Below are 13,218 nucleotides of genomic sequence, written 5' to 3' on the forward strand. Positions count from 1 at the left end.
GCAATAATGCTAGGGTATTGCGAAATGCCAATTCATGGTTTTTGACAATTCTTCCAGCATAATTTCGCCGCGGATGCTGTTTCCTTTTTTATTAACGCGTGGACCAAGTACCACGATCCCTGCTTTCCCAGCTACCACAGCGACTGTGTAGCCGGAGACACCACTTTTTGCAGGCATTCCTGTACGCACCATATGGGTTCCGGTTTCATCGTATAAACCGCAAGTAGCCATAATAGCAAGTGTGATTTTACAAGTGTCAACGGAAAGGATTTGTTGGCCAGTGGTTGGATCTTTGCCCAAGTTCGCAAGCAAAACGGGTAAATAAAGCATTTGCTCGATAGTAGCTTCGTAGGAACATAAGGAAAAATACAAATCCAGAGTATCGCTGACATTGCTCCCCAAGTTATTTCGGCTATGCAATAGATACGCCAGGGAGCGGTTGCGATCGCCTGTGCGCTTCTCTGATGCGAATACCAACGGATTAATGCGCAATGGTGTATTGAACAATTTCTTTACCCAATTCTCCATCCAGGCAAATTGTAACTCCCCCGTTCCTGGGATATGTGAACATAACGTGATGGCGCCAGCATTCAGCATGGGATTAGAGGGCATAGGCCCAAATTGTTCCAAACGGGTGATGGAGGCAAAATCATCTCCCGAAGGTTCCACCTTCACCCACTGGAATACTTGTTCCAAGCCAGCTTCTTCGAGTAATCCAATTAAAGGAATAAGTTTGGCAGTACTTTGCAGGGTAACCGCAGATAAGGGTTCATTACTGTAAGAAAAAGTTTCCCCACTGAGAAGAGTAACGGCCATGGCGGCAATGTCTTTATTTACATTGGCCAATTCAGGAATATAGTTAGCTACGTCTCCCTCTTGATTTTTTGCAGCATGGCTGACAATTTTTTTAATCAAGTTTATGGTGAGTTTGTTGGTCATAAGCTCTCGATGATAAAAAAAGAAACATTATGCATAATTTATCATAGCAAAACAAATAAAAACGTGCCTGTAGGAGGAGATAATGAAAGTGTAGTTTAGTGAAGGAAAGATTGTAATAAAGCCCCTGCATCTGTAGCCTTCATAAGGCTTTCCCCAATTAAAAATGCATGAATGCCGCTTGCTTCTAATTTTTTTATATCTACGGCAGAGTGAATGCCACTTTCACTGACGATAAGTTTATTGGAGGGGATGTGTTTTTTTAAGTCAATACTTTGCTGCAAGGTGGTTTGGAAAGTATGCAGGCTGCGATTGTTAATGCCTATTAAGGGAGTGGGTAATTGCAACGCCCGTTCCAGCTCAGTACGATCATGGCTTTCTACCAGGACCGACATGCCCAATTCCTGTGCGAGCCGACAATAATCTAGCATTTGTTGATCATCAAGCATGGCTGCAATCAATAAAATGCAATCGGCCCCCAATGCCAGACTTTCATGTATTTGGTAAGAATCAATGATGAAATCTTTGCGCAATATTGGCAATGAACTATGCGTTTTCGCAACGTGTAAAAAACTTGGATTGCCTTGAAAAAAATGAACATCAGTCAGCACAGAGAGACAAGCCGCACCATGTTGCGTATAGGTTTTTGCAATAGCTTCCACATTAAAGTCAGGGCAGATCACTCCCTTGCTGGGTGAAGCTTTTTTAATTTCTGCAATAATGGCAGGTCGATTATCAGCAATTGCTTTTACAAAATCACGAATAGGGAATGGGGGAACAGTGGCAAGCGCATTTAACGGGCGAAGTTTTTTAGCCTGGGCTACTTCTTCTTTTTTATATTCATAAATTTTGCTCAAAATACTCATTATTTTCTATCGCCTTGCATTAAATCTTTTAATTTCATAAATTTTTCTAAAGCTTGCCCGCTATCGATTACAGCTGAAGCTTTAGCTAGCGCTTCGTCAAATGAAGGACAGAGATCGGCACAATAAATTGCAGCAGCGCTATTCAACAGTACGATATCCCGTGCTGGCCCTTTTATCCCCGAAAACACAGAGCGTGCTAGTTGCAGGCTTTGTTGCGGAGCAGAAACCACAATCGCGTTCAGGTTTTCATGATAGCAATCGTAATCTTTCGGGTTAATAGACCAAGATATAAATTTCCCCTGTTTATATTCCATGACTTGCGTCGGGGCGGCAATGCTGATTTCATCCAAACCATCTTGCGAATGCAAAACAAGGATGCGTTCGCCTCCTAAGTTAACCAGAACGTTAGCGATGGGTTCAACTAATTGTGCAGTGCACACGCCGACTACTTGCTTTTTTGCCTTGGCAGGATTCAGTAAAGGCCCTAACAAATTAAACAGGGTGCGGATCCCTAAATATTGTCTCGCCTGGCGTACGTATTGCATGGCTTGATGAAAGTGAGGTGCAAATAAAAATACCATCCCACATTCATGCAGGCAATTTTGTAATTGTATGTCCGGCAAGTTCAGTTCAAATCCAGCTTCAATAAGCAAATCAGCGCTGCCGCTGCGGCCGGAAACGGAGCGATTGCCATGCTTTGCCACTTGCGCCCCGGCGGCAGCGACGACAAAACTGCAAACGGTTGAGACATTGAACGTGTTTTTTCCATCCCCTCCGGTTCCTACAATGTCTATCAAGTCTGCTCCTAAGTCTATGAAATGAGCAAATCCTTGCATGACTTCTGCCGCTGCCGTTAATTCGTGGATTGTTTCGCCTTTTGCACGCATCAAGGCCAGAAAGGTACCAATTTGCGTATCGTTTAGCTTACCATCCATGCAACAAGCGATGATGCGTTTGATTTGTGCGCTGGATAAATCTTGACGCGCAATGAGTTGTTCAAATATTTCACTGATCATATTGCAAAAAATTGGCTAAAAGTTGATGACCATGCTCGGTCAAAATGGCTTCCGGGTGAAATTGTAGCCCATAAAGTGGATATTGACGATGAGAAATTGCCATTATGGTATCCTCAGCCCATGCATCGATAGCGAAACAAGGAGGTAAGGTTTCAGGTGCGATGGTGAGAGAGTGATAGCGGGTTGCTGAAAAATTACCGGGAATATTGTTGAAAAGGCCACGTTTGTTGTGGGTAATTCTCGATGTTTTACCATGGAAAATTTGTGGAGCTGATGTAATTTTCGCCCCAAAAGCATGTGCCAAACATTGATGTCCCAGGCAAACGCCTAAAATTGGAATGCGTGGATAAAAATATTCAATTGCAGCCAAGGATATGCCAGCTTGTTCGGGAGCATTGGGTCCAGGGGAAATAACCAAATATTGTGGAGTGAGTGCTGCAATTGCAGGAATGGTGATTTGATCATTTGTATACACTAAAACTTCCTGGCCTAAAGTTTGAAAATATTGCACCAGGTTGTAAGTGAATGAATCGTAGTTATCAATAATCAGCAACATAAAATACTGCCATCAGAGTGAAAAATCTTCTCCGAGATAAACAGAGCGCACCTGTTGATTAGCAAGAATATCCTGTGGGGTACCTTCACACAAGATATTGCCTTGGTTAACAATGTAAGCTCGCCCGCAAATATCCAGGGTTTCACGTACATTATGATCAGTGATTAATACGCCAATGTTTTTATCACAAAGGTGTAAAATAATTTTTTTGATGTCCAGTACTGAAATCGGATCCACTCCGGCAAAAGGCTCATCGAGCAAAATAAAGGATGGCTCAATAGCTAGAGCTCTGGCGATTTCCACACGCCGGCGCTCGCCGCCGGAAAGACTCATGCCTAAACTTTTTTCTATATGGGTAATGTGAAATTCGCTCATCAATTGCGCAAGTTTTGCCTGACGCTGTTCTTCATTCAGATCCGAACGCAGCTGTAAAATGGAGTAAATGTTTTCCGCTACTGTCATTTTACGAAAAATGGATGCTTCTTGTGGTAGATAGCCAATGCCTAAGCGGGCACGCTGATGCATGGCAGTTTTGGTAATATCTTTTCCATCTAAAAGAATTTGCCCTTCATCGCAGGTTTGTAAGCCAACGATCATGTAAAAACACGTAGTTTTTCCAGCACCATTAGGGCCTAACAAGCCAACGCACTCTCCACGCCTGATGTTCATGCTGACATCATTGACAACGGTCCGTCCCTTGAATGATTTTTTTAAATGCAGGGCAGTCAATTCACTCATGATTTTTTCTCTGGGTGAATGATGATGGTCGTTCTGCCTTTGCCATTATTCTCGGTTAAAACATGTTGGCGTTCTGTATCATAAATAATTTTGGCAGCAGAGAATGAATTCTCTCCTTGCTGGATACGAGCGTTTCCCACGAGCTCAATAACATGGCGTTCGGGATAATAATAAATTTCATCGGCAAAAGCATGTAGCTCAGGTTTATCTTTCTCAGGAGTCGCCCAATAATGCGCTTGATTTTTTTTATCTCCCTTGGCAAGGGCCATAACTAATTTGTTTTCCGCATTGCCTTCTGTAATCGCTTCGGCTGCGCGTACATGCGTTGTGCCTTGATCAAGGCATACATTACCTTTATATACACCGCGATGCGTGCTTTGATTGAGATCGGCTGTATCCGCGTGCAGCTTAATTATTTGCTCCCGATCTTCAGGCAAGCTGAAACATAAGGCTGGAAATAAGAAAGTAAACAAAAGTGCAAGTGTTTTAACCCTGTTTCGGATCATAAGTACCTCGTGCTTTGCTTAATAATTGCACTCGTTTCTCATCAAGATAAGCATTCATCCCCGTTGATTGCACCACATTGCCTGCTTGTTGGAACAGTACTTCATGTTGGGTGGTGGCGTATTTTCGTTTGGGGAAATAAGTAACTTCTTCGGTTTTTAACGTACTTTCCGGACGCTCGCTTTGGCCTTGGTGGATAACCACTTGTTGTTTGAAAGTGACTTCCTCTCCGCCATGGATTGAAGTGGCTTGTCGCGAATGAATTTCCCATGCGGATTGATCTTCCTGGGTGATGATGATGTATGGATTTTTAAACCAGTGGGTATCTTCTGCGGGTATATGGTGCACCAATGGTGTTTTTAGATAATTAATTAACTTACCCTGAGCATCAAATTGGCGCACGGTCAATCGTTGGATGATGGCATCTGGAGTGGTGGACAGTGTGTTATCATCCAGTCGCAAAGCAGGCTTGGAGCTTGCGAAATACCAGCCGGAACATGCCAGGGCTATTAGCACCATAAACAACCAAGCTGCTTGTTTCGCTGCATTCATACGGCAAAATATCCAGTTAAAGCCACCTCAAATTTCTTTTGGGCGTTTAAGATAAAATCACAAACTTCACGCACTGCACCCCGTCCACCGCTGGCTTGGGTGTGGAAAACCGCAAATTCCTTGACTTGGCTGACGGCATTGGCAACAGCGACGCCGAGACCCACTCGTTGGATGATGGGCAGATCAGGCAAATCATCGCCAACGTAGGCAAAATTTTCATCTTCTAAGCCTAATTTATTCTTAAGTTGAACATAGGCCGTTTGTTTTTCCACCTGGCCTTTAAAATAGTAGTGAATACCAAGCTGCTGCATGCGATGCTCAATGACTGCATTTTGCGAAGTGGTGATGACCGCCACCTCGATGCCGGCTGACATTAACAATTTTAATCCCATGCCGTCTTGTACATTGAATGCCTTTAATTCATTGCCAAAATTGTCAAGATAAAGCGAGCCATCGGTTAACACGCCATCCACGTCGCAAATCAGGCATTTTATTTTTTTTGCTTTTTCTAATAATTCTTTCATATTTTGTCTCAGTAAGTTCTTTCCATGTAATTTTGCGGCAGCTTAAAAAACGCCTGCACGTAATAAATCATGTAGATGCACAACAGCAGAAGGCTTATTCGTCGCATCTACAATGACTAAGGATGTAATACGGTGTTGCTGCATTAATGCTAATGCTTCGGCTGCCAATGCCCCCCGCCCAATAGTCCGGCAATTGCGCGTCATAACCTCGGAAAGTGGGGTATGATTGATATCGCACTGCCTGGTTAATGTGCGGCGTATGTCGCCATCGGTATAAATACCCACTAATTGGCCATGCTTATCTACTACGCAAGTCATACCCAATTTTTTTTCAGTGACTTCAATTAACGCTTCACTGATGGTGGCATGTTCAGGAACAATTGGAAGTTCTGCGCCCTGGTGACATATATCATCAATGCGTAATAATAGCCGCCTGCCCAAGATACCGCCAGGGTGGGATAAAGCAAAATCCTCAGCGCTAAACCCGCGGGCTTGCAATAAGGCAATGGCTAAAGCATCCCCCATGACCAAAGCGACTGTAGTACTTGTGGTGGGAGCAAGGCCAAGCGGACAGGCTTCTTGCTTGATGCTCAGATCCAGATTAACATCAGCCGCTCTAGCCAGGGCTGAATCCGGATTGCCGGTTAATGTAATCAATGGAACTGCCAGGCGCTTCAATATGGGCAGCAATACCAAAAGTTCATTGGTATAACCTGAGTTGGAAATGGCTACGACGGTATCTTGGGTAGTGATCATGCCCAAATCACCGTGGCTTGCTTCGCCGGGATGCATAAAAAATGCAGGGCTGCCGGTGCTTGCAAAAGTGGCGGCAATTTTATTGCCTATATGCCCTGATTTCCCCATACCGGTTACTACGATCCGGCCTTTGCATGCCAGTAAAAGCCGGCATGCCTGTTCGAAACGTTCGTCGATGCGCTGCGTTAATTCAGATACGGCTTGTGCTTCTGCTTCAATGACCGCAAGGCCCAGTTTGCAAAAATTCATTTGTCCATCTAGCCTGTATAAACAGGGGAAAATTTTAACATATTATTTCGGAGACTGTCTGCAAGAAATCTCGCAATATCCCTCATACTAGGTATAATGTGCGCTAAGAAAAATGGGAACAAAGAATAAATGCAAGAGAACTTGGTAGAAATTCAAAAAGTTAAGTTTTCCCACGACAAGAAAATAATTTTCAATGGCATCGATATTGCCGTGCAGCGCGGTAAAATCACCGCGATTATGGGGCCTAGCGGTAGTGGAAAAACTACATTGCTTCGTTTAATTGGTGCCCTGCTTACGCCTGCTTCTGGAGAGATCCTCGTAAATGGCAGAAATATCCATCGCTTGCCCCGCAAGGGATTGTATGTAGCACGTCGGAAAATGGGTTTATTGTTTCAAAGCAGCGCTTTGTTTACTCATCTTTCAGTTTTTGAAAACGTTGCTTTTCCGTTACGCGAGCATACTGATCTTAATGAGCGCATGCTGCGTGATATTGTGCTCATGAAGCTTGAGGCGGTGGGTTTGCGCGGTGCAGCGCAGTTAATGCCAGCCGAACTTTCAGGCGGTATGGCGCGCCGCGTGGCTCTGGCAAGAACCATTGCACTTGATCCTGAACTTATGATGTACGATGAGCCGTTCACAGGGCAGGATCCTATTTCCATGGGGGTTTTGGTGCGCTTGATTAAGCGCCTGAATCAACTCCTTAATACCACTACTGTTATTGTTTCGCACGATGTGGGAGAAACCTGCTCGATTGCCGATTATGTTTATTTAATCGCAGGTGGACGAGTCATTGGCGAAGGCACGCCGCAAGCATTGCAAGAGTCTGTAAATCCCCTGGTACGCCAATTCATGCATGGAGAAGCAGACGGTGTCGTACCGTTTCATTATCCTGCGAAAGCTTACGCGGAGGAATTGTTTGATGCTTGATTTCATTGCCCGTTTTGGACAAAGCGGTTTAAACACCATGCAAAAAATGGGTAATTCTGGTCTTTTTTTGTTAAGAGTGTTATATAGAAAGCCTGATTTTGCCCGCCTTTGGCCAGACTTGCGTACCCAGCTTTATTTTGTAGGGGTTTTGTCCTGTTTGATCATTGTAGTTTCAGCTTTGTTCATTGGCATGGTGGTTGGATTGCAGGGCTATAATACGCTGGAAAAATTTGGTGCAAGTTCCCAGCTTGGACAACTGTTGGCATTAAGCGTGGTTCGGGAATTGGGGCCTGTGATTGGTGCTTTGCTTTTTGCAGGAAGGGCGGGGTCTGCATTGACGGCGGAAATTGGATTAATGAAAGCAACCGAGCAACTGGCCAGCATGGATATGATGGGGATAGACCCCTTAAGCCGTATTGTCTATCCCAGGTTTTTGGCAGGGATTATTGCGTTACCTCTGTTAACTTTAATTTTTTCGGCGGTTGCCATTTATGGCGGTTATTTCATAGGCGTAGAGTGGTTGGGAGTAGATTCAGGCAGTTTTTGGTCTAACATGCAGGCTTCTGTAAATTTTCATGCCGATGTGTTGAGTGGAATTATTAAAAGCATTGTTTTTGCTGTAGTCGTTATCTGGATAGCTGTATTCCAGGGATTTACCTGTGTACCCACAGCAGAAGGCATAAGCCAGGCAACTACCCGTACTGTAGTCTTTTCCTCTTTGGCCGTATTGGGCTTTGACTTTTTATTGACTGCAATGATGATTGGAGATTGGTAATGAACAAGCAGCGTTATGTTGATATAAGTGTTGGAATTTTTATGCTGCTAGGCTTGTCAGCCTTATTGCTTATGGTAATGAAAGTAAGCGGCATTTCCGATTTTTCATCTTCAAAGGTATATCGTGTAACTGCAGAATTTACAGATATTGGGGGCTTGAAAGTGCGTGCACCTGTGACGGTGGCGGGCGTTAAAATTGGGGAAGTGACTGGCATCGAGCTGCAACCTGAACAGCTTAATGCCAAGGTAACGATGATGTTGCGCCGCGATAAGCCTATCCCTTATGAGGACACATCGGCCCGTATTTTAACGGAGGGTTTGCTGGGTTCAAATTATATCAGTATTGTGCCGGGGTTTGAGGACGATGATGCGCGCGATCATGCTTATTTGCGTGATGGCGATGTCATTGCAAAAACACAGGAGGCCATTATACTTGAAAATTTGATTGGGCAACTTTTGTTTAATATTAAAAAATAAAGCTCAAAGGATGCCGGCTTAAAGGCTGATTTTTTTCCATAAGATTAATGGATAGCAAGGTGAACTATGAAAATAACAAAAATTCTTTTAGTTATGGTTTCTTTGGTGCTGGCTCCCATGCTCTGGGCAGCCCAGTCTTCTCCTATTCCCATGTTGGAGAATGCTGCAACTCAAATTATCGCTACTTTGCAGCAAAACAAATCCAACTTGAAAAATAACCATCAGATAATTTATCAGGCGGTAGAGCGGCATTTATTGCCTATTGTGGATGTGAGGGGTATGGCACGTTCTGTGCTGGGCCGCCAAGCATGGAATAAGGCAACTCCCGCTGAAAAGAAACAATTTGCCAAAGAATTTACCCAATTGGTTATTCGTACTTATGCAAGCCCTCTGGCTGAGTATTCTGATGAACATGTCAAATTTCTGCCTATCCGGGGTAGCTTGGATGGCCGATTCGTGCGTGTGAACAGCGTTATCATTCGTTCCAGCGGGCAAAATATTCCATTAAGCTACAGTTTGATTTCAAAAAATGGCCAATGGAAAATTTATGATTTAAGTGTTGAAGGAGTGAGTTTATTGCAAAGCTTCCGTTCTCAGTTCGGCCAAGTACTGCAAAACTCGAATATGAAAGATTTAATCGCGCAAATGCGCCAGCAAAAGGCGGCTTAATGGTACAAAAGTCATTGAAGCTCTCTAATGAGCTTACATTTAATACGGTGTCGCTGGATTACAAACGGCTTGTTAAAGCCTTGCATGATGATAAAACCATGGATTTATGTCTGGATTTACATCATGTTACCCACTGTGATAGCGCAGGATTGGCTTTATTAATCGAAGCCACCCGTTTGGCCAGGCAATGCAATAAAAAATTAAAGATAGAACATGTGCCAAAGGAAATTTATGCCCTGGCAGAATTTTGCGGGGTGGAGGCTATTTTAGCTTAAACCTTGTGGTGCATTGATGTGATACTCCGATATATGTGGATTTAATCATGATAAGTAATGAACAACTTGAACAACAGCTTAGAGGTATTCCCGACGTGGATTATGTCCAGGTCAGCGGAGATGGCTACCATTATCACTTGACCATTGTTTCGGATGCCTTCCTGAATAAGTCCAAGGTGGCCAGACAACAATGGGTGTATACACAACTTAAAGAACATATTGCCAGCGGCCGTTTACATGCCCTCAGTATGAAAACCTGGACTAAGGAAGAGTGGGAGAAACAGCATGGATAAGTTAATCATCAATGGGAGTAAACCATTACGCGGTGATGTCATTATTTCAGGGGCTAAAAATGCGGCCTTACCAATTATGGCGGCCACGATTTTGGCCAGCGATAATGTAACCATTGCCAATGTTCCGCACCTAAAAGATGTAACGACAATGATGGAGTTGTTAGGCCAGCTGGGCGCACAGCTTGTCATTGATGAAAAAATGAATGTACAAATTGATGCCAGCCATATTAACGAGTTGGTAGCCCCCTATGAATTAGTAAAAACCATGCGTGCCTCTATTCTGGTACTTGGGCCTTTACTTGCCCGTTTTGGTCAGGCTGATGTTTCTTTGCCCGGTGGTTGTGCTATCGGCAGCAGACCTGTGGATTTGCATCTAAAAGCATTGAAATCCATGGGGGCGGAAATTACCGTTAAAAACGGGTTTATTAAAGCACGTTGTAAACACGGCCGTTTGCAGGGCAGAAGTCTGGTCTTTGATACAGTAACTGTAGGTGGCACTGAAAATTTATTAATGGCCGCAGTGCTTGCTGAAGGTACGACGATTATTAAAAATGCTGCGCGTGAACCTGAAGTAGTTGATTTGGCCAATTTCCTTATGCAATTGGGTGCAAAAATTCACGGTGCAGGCACTTCAACAATTGAAGTTGAGGGTGTGGATTCATTGGGTGGTGGAATTTATTCGGTAATGCCTGATCGCATCGAAGCAGGGACTTATCTTGCAGCGGGTGCGATCACGCGTGGTCAAGTCACTATAAGAAAAGTAAAGCCTGATAATCTGTTATCCTTGTTGTGCAAATTTGAAGAAGCCGGTGCAGCAATTACAATAGGTGAAGATTGGGTAAACCTGGATATGCATGGTGCTCGTCCACAAGCTGTAAATATCACTACGGCACCTTATCCTGCTTTCCCAACGGATATGCAAGCTCAGTTTATGGTTTTAAATTGTATTGCAGAAGGTTCATCTACTGTAGTTGAAAATATTTTTGAAAACCGCTTCATGCATGTTCAAGAATTACAAAGAATGGGGGCACATATTCGCTTACATGGGAATACGGCCATGATTGCAGGGAGTGAAAAATTAACCGGCGCACCGGTGATGGCAACCGATCTCCGTGCTTCAGCGAGCCTCATTTTGGCGGGGCTTGTGGCTGAAGGCGAAACCACAGTGGAGCGTGTGTACCATGTGGATAGGGGCTATGAGCGTATTGAAGAAAAATTATCCGCGCTCGGCGCAGACATCAAACGGTGTTCGCAGTGATTGCACGAGAAGAATTGCTCAATTACTTGGATGAATACCTGGGGTGCAAAAATTTTAATGATTATGCACCCAATGGGATGCAAGTAGAAGGCAAGGACACCATCAGTCAAATTTGCACGGCAGTTTCGGCTTCAGAAGACAGTATAAAAAAAGCAGTAGCGATGCAAGCCGATGCTTTGCTCGTGCATCATGGTTTTTTCTGGAAAGGCGAGGCACCGGTGATAACCGGGCTAAAGCGCCGCCGTTTAGGCCAGCTGCTCACTCATAATATCAATTTGTTTGCCTATCATTTACCTCTAGATTGCCACCCAGATTTGGGAAATAACGCTTGTTTAGCTGAGCTTTTGGAAATCAAGGATGTTAAAATGCACACGGTAGCAAAAACTCCAAATTTGTTATGGTCCGGTACATTAAACAAGCCAACCCCTGCGGCAACGCTAGCTGATTTTTTACATGATAAATTAAAACGAGAACCTCAACGGATTTCACCAAACGATAAGCCCATCCAACGCATTGCCTGGTGCACGGGTGCTGCGCAAGATTTTATCGAAGATGCCCAGCGTTTGCAGGTCGATGCTTATTTGAGTGGGGAAATTGCAGAAAGGACTTATTATCAAGCCCAGGAATTCGGGATTCATTATTTTGCCTGTGGCCATCATGCAAGCGAGCGTTTTGGCATACAGGCGCTGGGACAACATCTTGCTGCTCATTTTGATTTGCGCCATTCTTTTATTGATAGCGAGAATCCGGTATAAGAACGTCAGTGAGATGGATTAGCGTATGTTTTATGCAAAACAAATGCTATTATTTATTCTTATTTATCAATGATTGGCTCTATTTAGTTTGATCCTAATGGTAAATGCGCATCATGATTAATGTGCAAAATTAGGGTTATAGCCTCTGGATGCAGGCAATGGCTTGGTTAAAAAAATTATTTTCTTTGTTGCGTGTAAATCATTGGAGCAAGTCAATTTTTGTATTGCTTGGCGTATTGTATGCTGATACGCCTGGCTATTGGCTAGAAGCATTGCTTGCAGCATTTTGTTTTTGTCTAATTGCCAGCGCAGTCTACATCTATAATGACTTGCAAGATATTGAAGAAGATCGATTGCATCCGCACAAGCAAAACCGTCCTCTGGCCAGTATGGAAGTTTCTGCTGGATTTGCCATTACCGTACTTGTTGTCTTGTTGCTGACCGGTTTGATTCTTGCATTTACTGTCTCAACCACGTTGACGGCTTTGCTGGGCATTTATCTGCTCATTAATTTGCTTTATAACCATTGGTTCCGCAATATTCCCATCATTGATGTAATTTGTATAACTTTGGGTTTTATTCTGCGTATTTTGGCAGGAACTGTTGGTATTGGTTTGCCCATCACCTGGTGGCTGGCCATTACAGCAACGCTTTTAAGCTTTTTAATTGCCTTGTGTAAAAGACGTCTTGAAATGCAGCTGGGATTGGCTGAGGTGAGCAGAGCCGTACTCGCCCGATATCATCCCCCTTTACTGGACTTTTTAATTAACATAACTGCTATGGGCACGTTCCTGGCGTACTTGTCGTATGTCTTGTATACCCATCATCATTCTTTTTATTTCTTGCTGACGATTCCTTTCGCAGCTTTTGGTTTATGGCGTTTTTTGATGCTGATAACTGTGGAAAAAAATGTGGATGATCCGGTTTTCATTTTTTTTCACGATACGCTGTCCCGTTTGAATTTATTATTCTTTTTCATGTTAACTGTGGCAGGATTGTTAAGTGAGTGATAAACATTCAGCTGATTGCGCTGAATGGATACAAAAGTGAAACTATCGTATACTCACCCTCCCTTAAATGTATTTTTTGCTAT

Annotated in this window: 18 protein-coding genes; 9 read left to right on the forward strand and 9 right to left on the reverse strand. The window is 43.6% G+C overall.

Annotation, left to right across the window (positions count from 1 at the left end; translation table 11 throughout):
* Positions 1 to 9: 9 nt before the first annotated feature.
* From glsA to ELY11_RS06350, 9 genes are all read right to left on the reverse strand, one after another.
* Positions 10 to 939, reverse strand: a complete 930-nt coding sequence (gene glsA, locus ELY11_RS06310) for a glutaminase A (protein ID WP_126954363.1) — start codon at positions 937 to 939, stop codon at positions 10 to 12.
* A 95-nt stretch (positions 940 to 1,034) separates the two neighbouring features.
* Positions 1,035 to 1,805, reverse strand: coding sequence for an indole-3-glycerol phosphate synthase TrpC (trpC, locus tag ELY11_RS06315; RefSeq protein WP_127032721.1), 771 nt, complete (start codon positions 1,803 to 1,805; stop codon positions 1,035 to 1,037).
* A complete protein-coding gene (gene trpD / locus ELY11_RS06320) occupies positions 1,802 to 2,818 on the reverse strand; it encodes an anthranilate phosphoribosyltransferase (protein WP_126954365.1) in 1,017 nt (338 codons plus the stop codon). The genes trpC and trpD overlap by 4 nt, the downstream gene beginning before the upstream one ends.
* Positions 2,808 to 3,374, reverse strand: a complete 567-nt coding sequence (locus ELY11_RS06325) for an anthranilate synthase component II (protein ID WP_127032722.1) — start codon at positions 3,372 to 3,374, stop codon at positions 2,808 to 2,810. Before ELY11_RS06325 ends, trpD begins: the two co-directional genes overlap by 11 nt.
* 12 nt (positions 3,375 to 3,386) lie before the next feature.
* Positions 3,387 to 4,112, reverse strand: a complete 726-nt coding sequence (lptB, locus tag ELY11_RS06330) for an LPS export ABC transporter ATP-binding protein (protein ID WP_127032723.1) — start codon at positions 4,110 to 4,112, stop codon at positions 3,387 to 3,389.
* Entirely contained in the window at positions 4,109 to 4,618 is a 510-nt protein-coding gene (lptA, locus tag ELY11_RS06335) for a lipopolysaccharide transport periplasmic protein LptA (RefSeq protein ID WP_126954368.1), read from the reverse strand. Before lptA ends, lptB begins: the two co-directional genes overlap by 4 nt.
* On the reverse strand, positions 4,599 to 5,168 hold the full coding sequence (gene lptC, locus ELY11_RS06340) for an LPS export ABC transporter periplasmic protein LptC (protein ID WP_127032724.1): 570 nt from the start codon (positions 5,166 to 5,168) through the stop codon (positions 4,599 to 4,601). Before lptC ends, lptA begins: the two co-directional genes overlap by 20 nt.
* Positions 5,165 to 5,692 carry a KdsC family phosphatase gene (locus ELY11_RS06345; RefSeq protein ID WP_126954370.1) on the reverse strand — a complete coding sequence of 176 codons (528 nt, stop codon included), beginning with the start codon at positions 5,690 to 5,692 and terminating at the stop codon, positions 5,165 to 5,167. The genes lptC and ELY11_RS06345 overlap by 4 nt, the downstream gene beginning before the upstream one ends.
* A 42-nt stretch (positions 5,693 to 5,734) precedes the next feature.
* Positions 5,735 to 6,697 (reverse strand): KpsF/GutQ family sugar-phosphate isomerase, encoded by a 963-nt coding sequence (locus ELY11_RS06350; protein WP_126954371.1) that lies wholly within the window; start codon positions 6,695 to 6,697, stop codon positions 5,735 to 5,737.
* A gap of 129 nt (positions 6,698 to 6,826) precedes the next feature.
* On the opposite strand from ELY11_RS06350, the gene ELY11_RS06355 reads away from it, so the two are divergent.
* The 9 genes from ELY11_RS06355 to ELY11_RS06395 all read left to right on the forward strand — a co-directional run bounded on the left by ELY11_RS06355 (position 6,827) and on the right by ELY11_RS06395 (position 13,135).
* Positions 6,827 to 7,624, forward strand: coding sequence for an ABC transporter ATP-binding protein (locus tag ELY11_RS06355; protein WP_126954372.1), 798 nt, complete (start codon positions 6,827 to 6,829; stop codon positions 7,622 to 7,624).
* Positions 7,617 to 8,399, forward strand: coding sequence for a lipid asymmetry maintenance ABC transporter permease subunit MlaE (mlaE, locus tag ELY11_RS06360; RefSeq protein WP_126954373.1), 783 nt, complete (start codon positions 7,617 to 7,619; stop codon positions 8,397 to 8,399). The genes ELY11_RS06355 and mlaE overlap by 8 nt, the downstream gene beginning before the upstream one ends.
* The gene (gene mlaD, locus ELY11_RS06365; RefSeq protein WP_126954374.1) at positions 8,399 to 8,875 is read left to right on the forward strand and encodes an outer membrane lipid asymmetry maintenance protein MlaD; all 477 of its coding nucleotides are present in this window, start codon (positions 8,399 to 8,401) and stop codon (positions 8,873 to 8,875) included. Before mlaE ends, mlaD begins: the two co-directional genes overlap by 1 nt.
* 93 nt (positions 8,876 to 8,968) lie before the next feature.
* On the forward strand, positions 8,969 to 9,544 hold the full coding sequence (locus ELY11_RS06370) for an MlaC/ttg2D family ABC transporter substrate-binding protein (protein ID WP_371923171.1): 576 nt from the start codon (positions 8,969 to 8,971) through the stop codon (positions 9,542 to 9,544).
* Positions 9,544 to 9,819 (forward strand): STAS domain-containing protein, encoded by a 276-nt coding sequence (locus ELY11_RS06375; RefSeq protein ID WP_126954376.1) that lies wholly within the window; start codon positions 9,544 to 9,546, stop codon positions 9,817 to 9,819. Before ELY11_RS06370 ends, ELY11_RS06375 begins: the two co-directional genes overlap by 1 nt.
* A gap of 47 nt (positions 9,820 to 9,866) precedes the next feature.
* A complete protein-coding gene (locus ELY11_RS06380) occupies positions 9,867 to 10,112 on the forward strand; it encodes a BolA family protein (protein WP_127032725.1) in 246 nt (81 codons plus the stop codon).
* Positions 10,105 to 11,370: a UDP-N-acetylglucosamine 1-carboxyvinyltransferase gene (gene murA / locus ELY11_RS06385; protein WP_126954378.1), complete on the forward strand. Its 1,266-nt coding sequence runs from the start codon at positions 10,105 to 10,107 to the stop codon at positions 11,368 to 11,370. The genes ELY11_RS06380 and murA overlap by 8 nt, the downstream gene beginning before the upstream one ends.
* Positions 11,367 to 12,125: a Nif3-like dinuclear metal center hexameric protein gene (locus tag ELY11_RS06390; RefSeq protein WP_126954379.1), complete on the forward strand. Its 759-nt coding sequence runs from the start codon at positions 11,367 to 11,369 to the stop codon at positions 12,123 to 12,125. The genes murA and ELY11_RS06390 overlap by 4 nt, the downstream gene beginning before the upstream one ends.
* A gap of 158 nt (positions 12,126 to 12,283) precedes the next feature.
* Positions 12,284 to 13,135, forward strand: coding sequence for a decaprenyl-phosphate phosphoribosyltransferase (locus tag ELY11_RS06395; protein WP_126954380.1), 852 nt, complete (start codon positions 12,284 to 12,286; stop codon positions 13,133 to 13,135).
* Positions 13,136 to 13,218 lie beyond the last annotated feature (83 nt).

The sequence above is a fragment of the Legionella septentrionalis genome (assembly GCF_003989745.1).
GTDB lineage: Bacteria > Pseudomonadota > Gammaproteobacteria > Legionellales > Legionellaceae > Legionella_A > Legionella_A septentrionalis.

Excerpts from the sequence above, each read along its gene's own strand:
- glsA (WP_126954363.1), bottom strand. The coding sequence starts at position 939 with ATGACCAACAAACTCACCATAAACTTGATTAAAAAAATTGTCAGCCAT.
- trpD (WP_126954365.1), bottom strand. The coding sequence starts at position 2,818 with ATGATCAGTGAAATATTTGAACAACTCATTGCGCGTCAAGATTTATCC.
- ELY11_RS06325 (WP_127032722.1), bottom strand. The coding sequence starts at position 3,374 with ATGTTGCTGATTATTGATAACTACGATTCATTCACTTACAACCTGGTG.
- lptB (WP_127032723.1), bottom strand. The coding sequence starts at position 4,112 with ATGAGTGAATTGACTGCCCTGCATTTAAAAAAATCATTCAAGGGACGG.
- lptA (WP_126954368.1), bottom strand. The coding sequence starts at position 4,618 with ATGATCCGAAACAGGGTTAAAACACTTGCACTTTTGTTTACTTTCTTA.
- lptC (WP_127032724.1), bottom strand. The coding sequence starts at position 5,168 with ATGAATGCAGCGAAACAAGCAGCTTGGTTGTTTATGGTGCTAATAGCC.
- ELY11_RS06345 (WP_126954370.1), bottom strand. The coding sequence starts at position 5,692 with ATGAAAGAATTATTAGAAAAAGCAAAAAAAATAAAATGCCTGATTTGC.
- ELY11_RS06350 (WP_126954371.1), bottom strand. The coding sequence starts at position 6,697 with ATGAATTTTTGCAAACTGGGCCTTGCGGTCATTGAAGCAGAAGCACAA.
- ELY11_RS06355 (WP_126954372.1), top strand. The coding sequence starts at position 6,827 with ATGCAAGAGAACTTGGTAGAAATTCAAAAAGTTAAGTTTTCCCACGAC.
- mlaE (WP_126954373.1), top strand. The coding sequence starts at position 7,617 with ATGCTTGATTTCATTGCCCGTTTTGGACAAAGCGGTTTAAACACCATG.
- mlaD (WP_126954374.1), top strand. The coding sequence starts at position 8,399 with ATGAACAAGCAGCGTTATGTTGATATAAGTGTTGGAATTTTTATGCTG.
- ELY11_RS06370 (WP_371923171.1), top strand. The coding sequence starts at position 8,969 with ATGGTTTCTTTGGTGCTGGCTCCCATGCTCTGGGCAGCCCAGTCTTCT.
- ELY11_RS06375 (WP_126954376.1), top strand. The coding sequence starts at position 9,544 with ATGGTACAAAAGTCATTGAAGCTCTCTAATGAGCTTACATTTAATACG.
- ELY11_RS06380 (WP_127032725.1), top strand. The coding sequence starts at position 9,867 with ATGATAAGTAATGAACAACTTGAACAACAGCTTAGAGGTATTCCCGAC.
- murA (WP_126954378.1), top strand. The coding sequence starts at position 10,105 with ATGGATAAGTTAATCATCAATGGGAGTAAACCATTACGCGGTGATGTC.
- ELY11_RS06395 (WP_126954380.1), top strand. The coding sequence starts at position 12,284 with ATGGCTTGGTTAAAAAAATTATTTTCTTTGTTGCGTGTAAATCATTGG.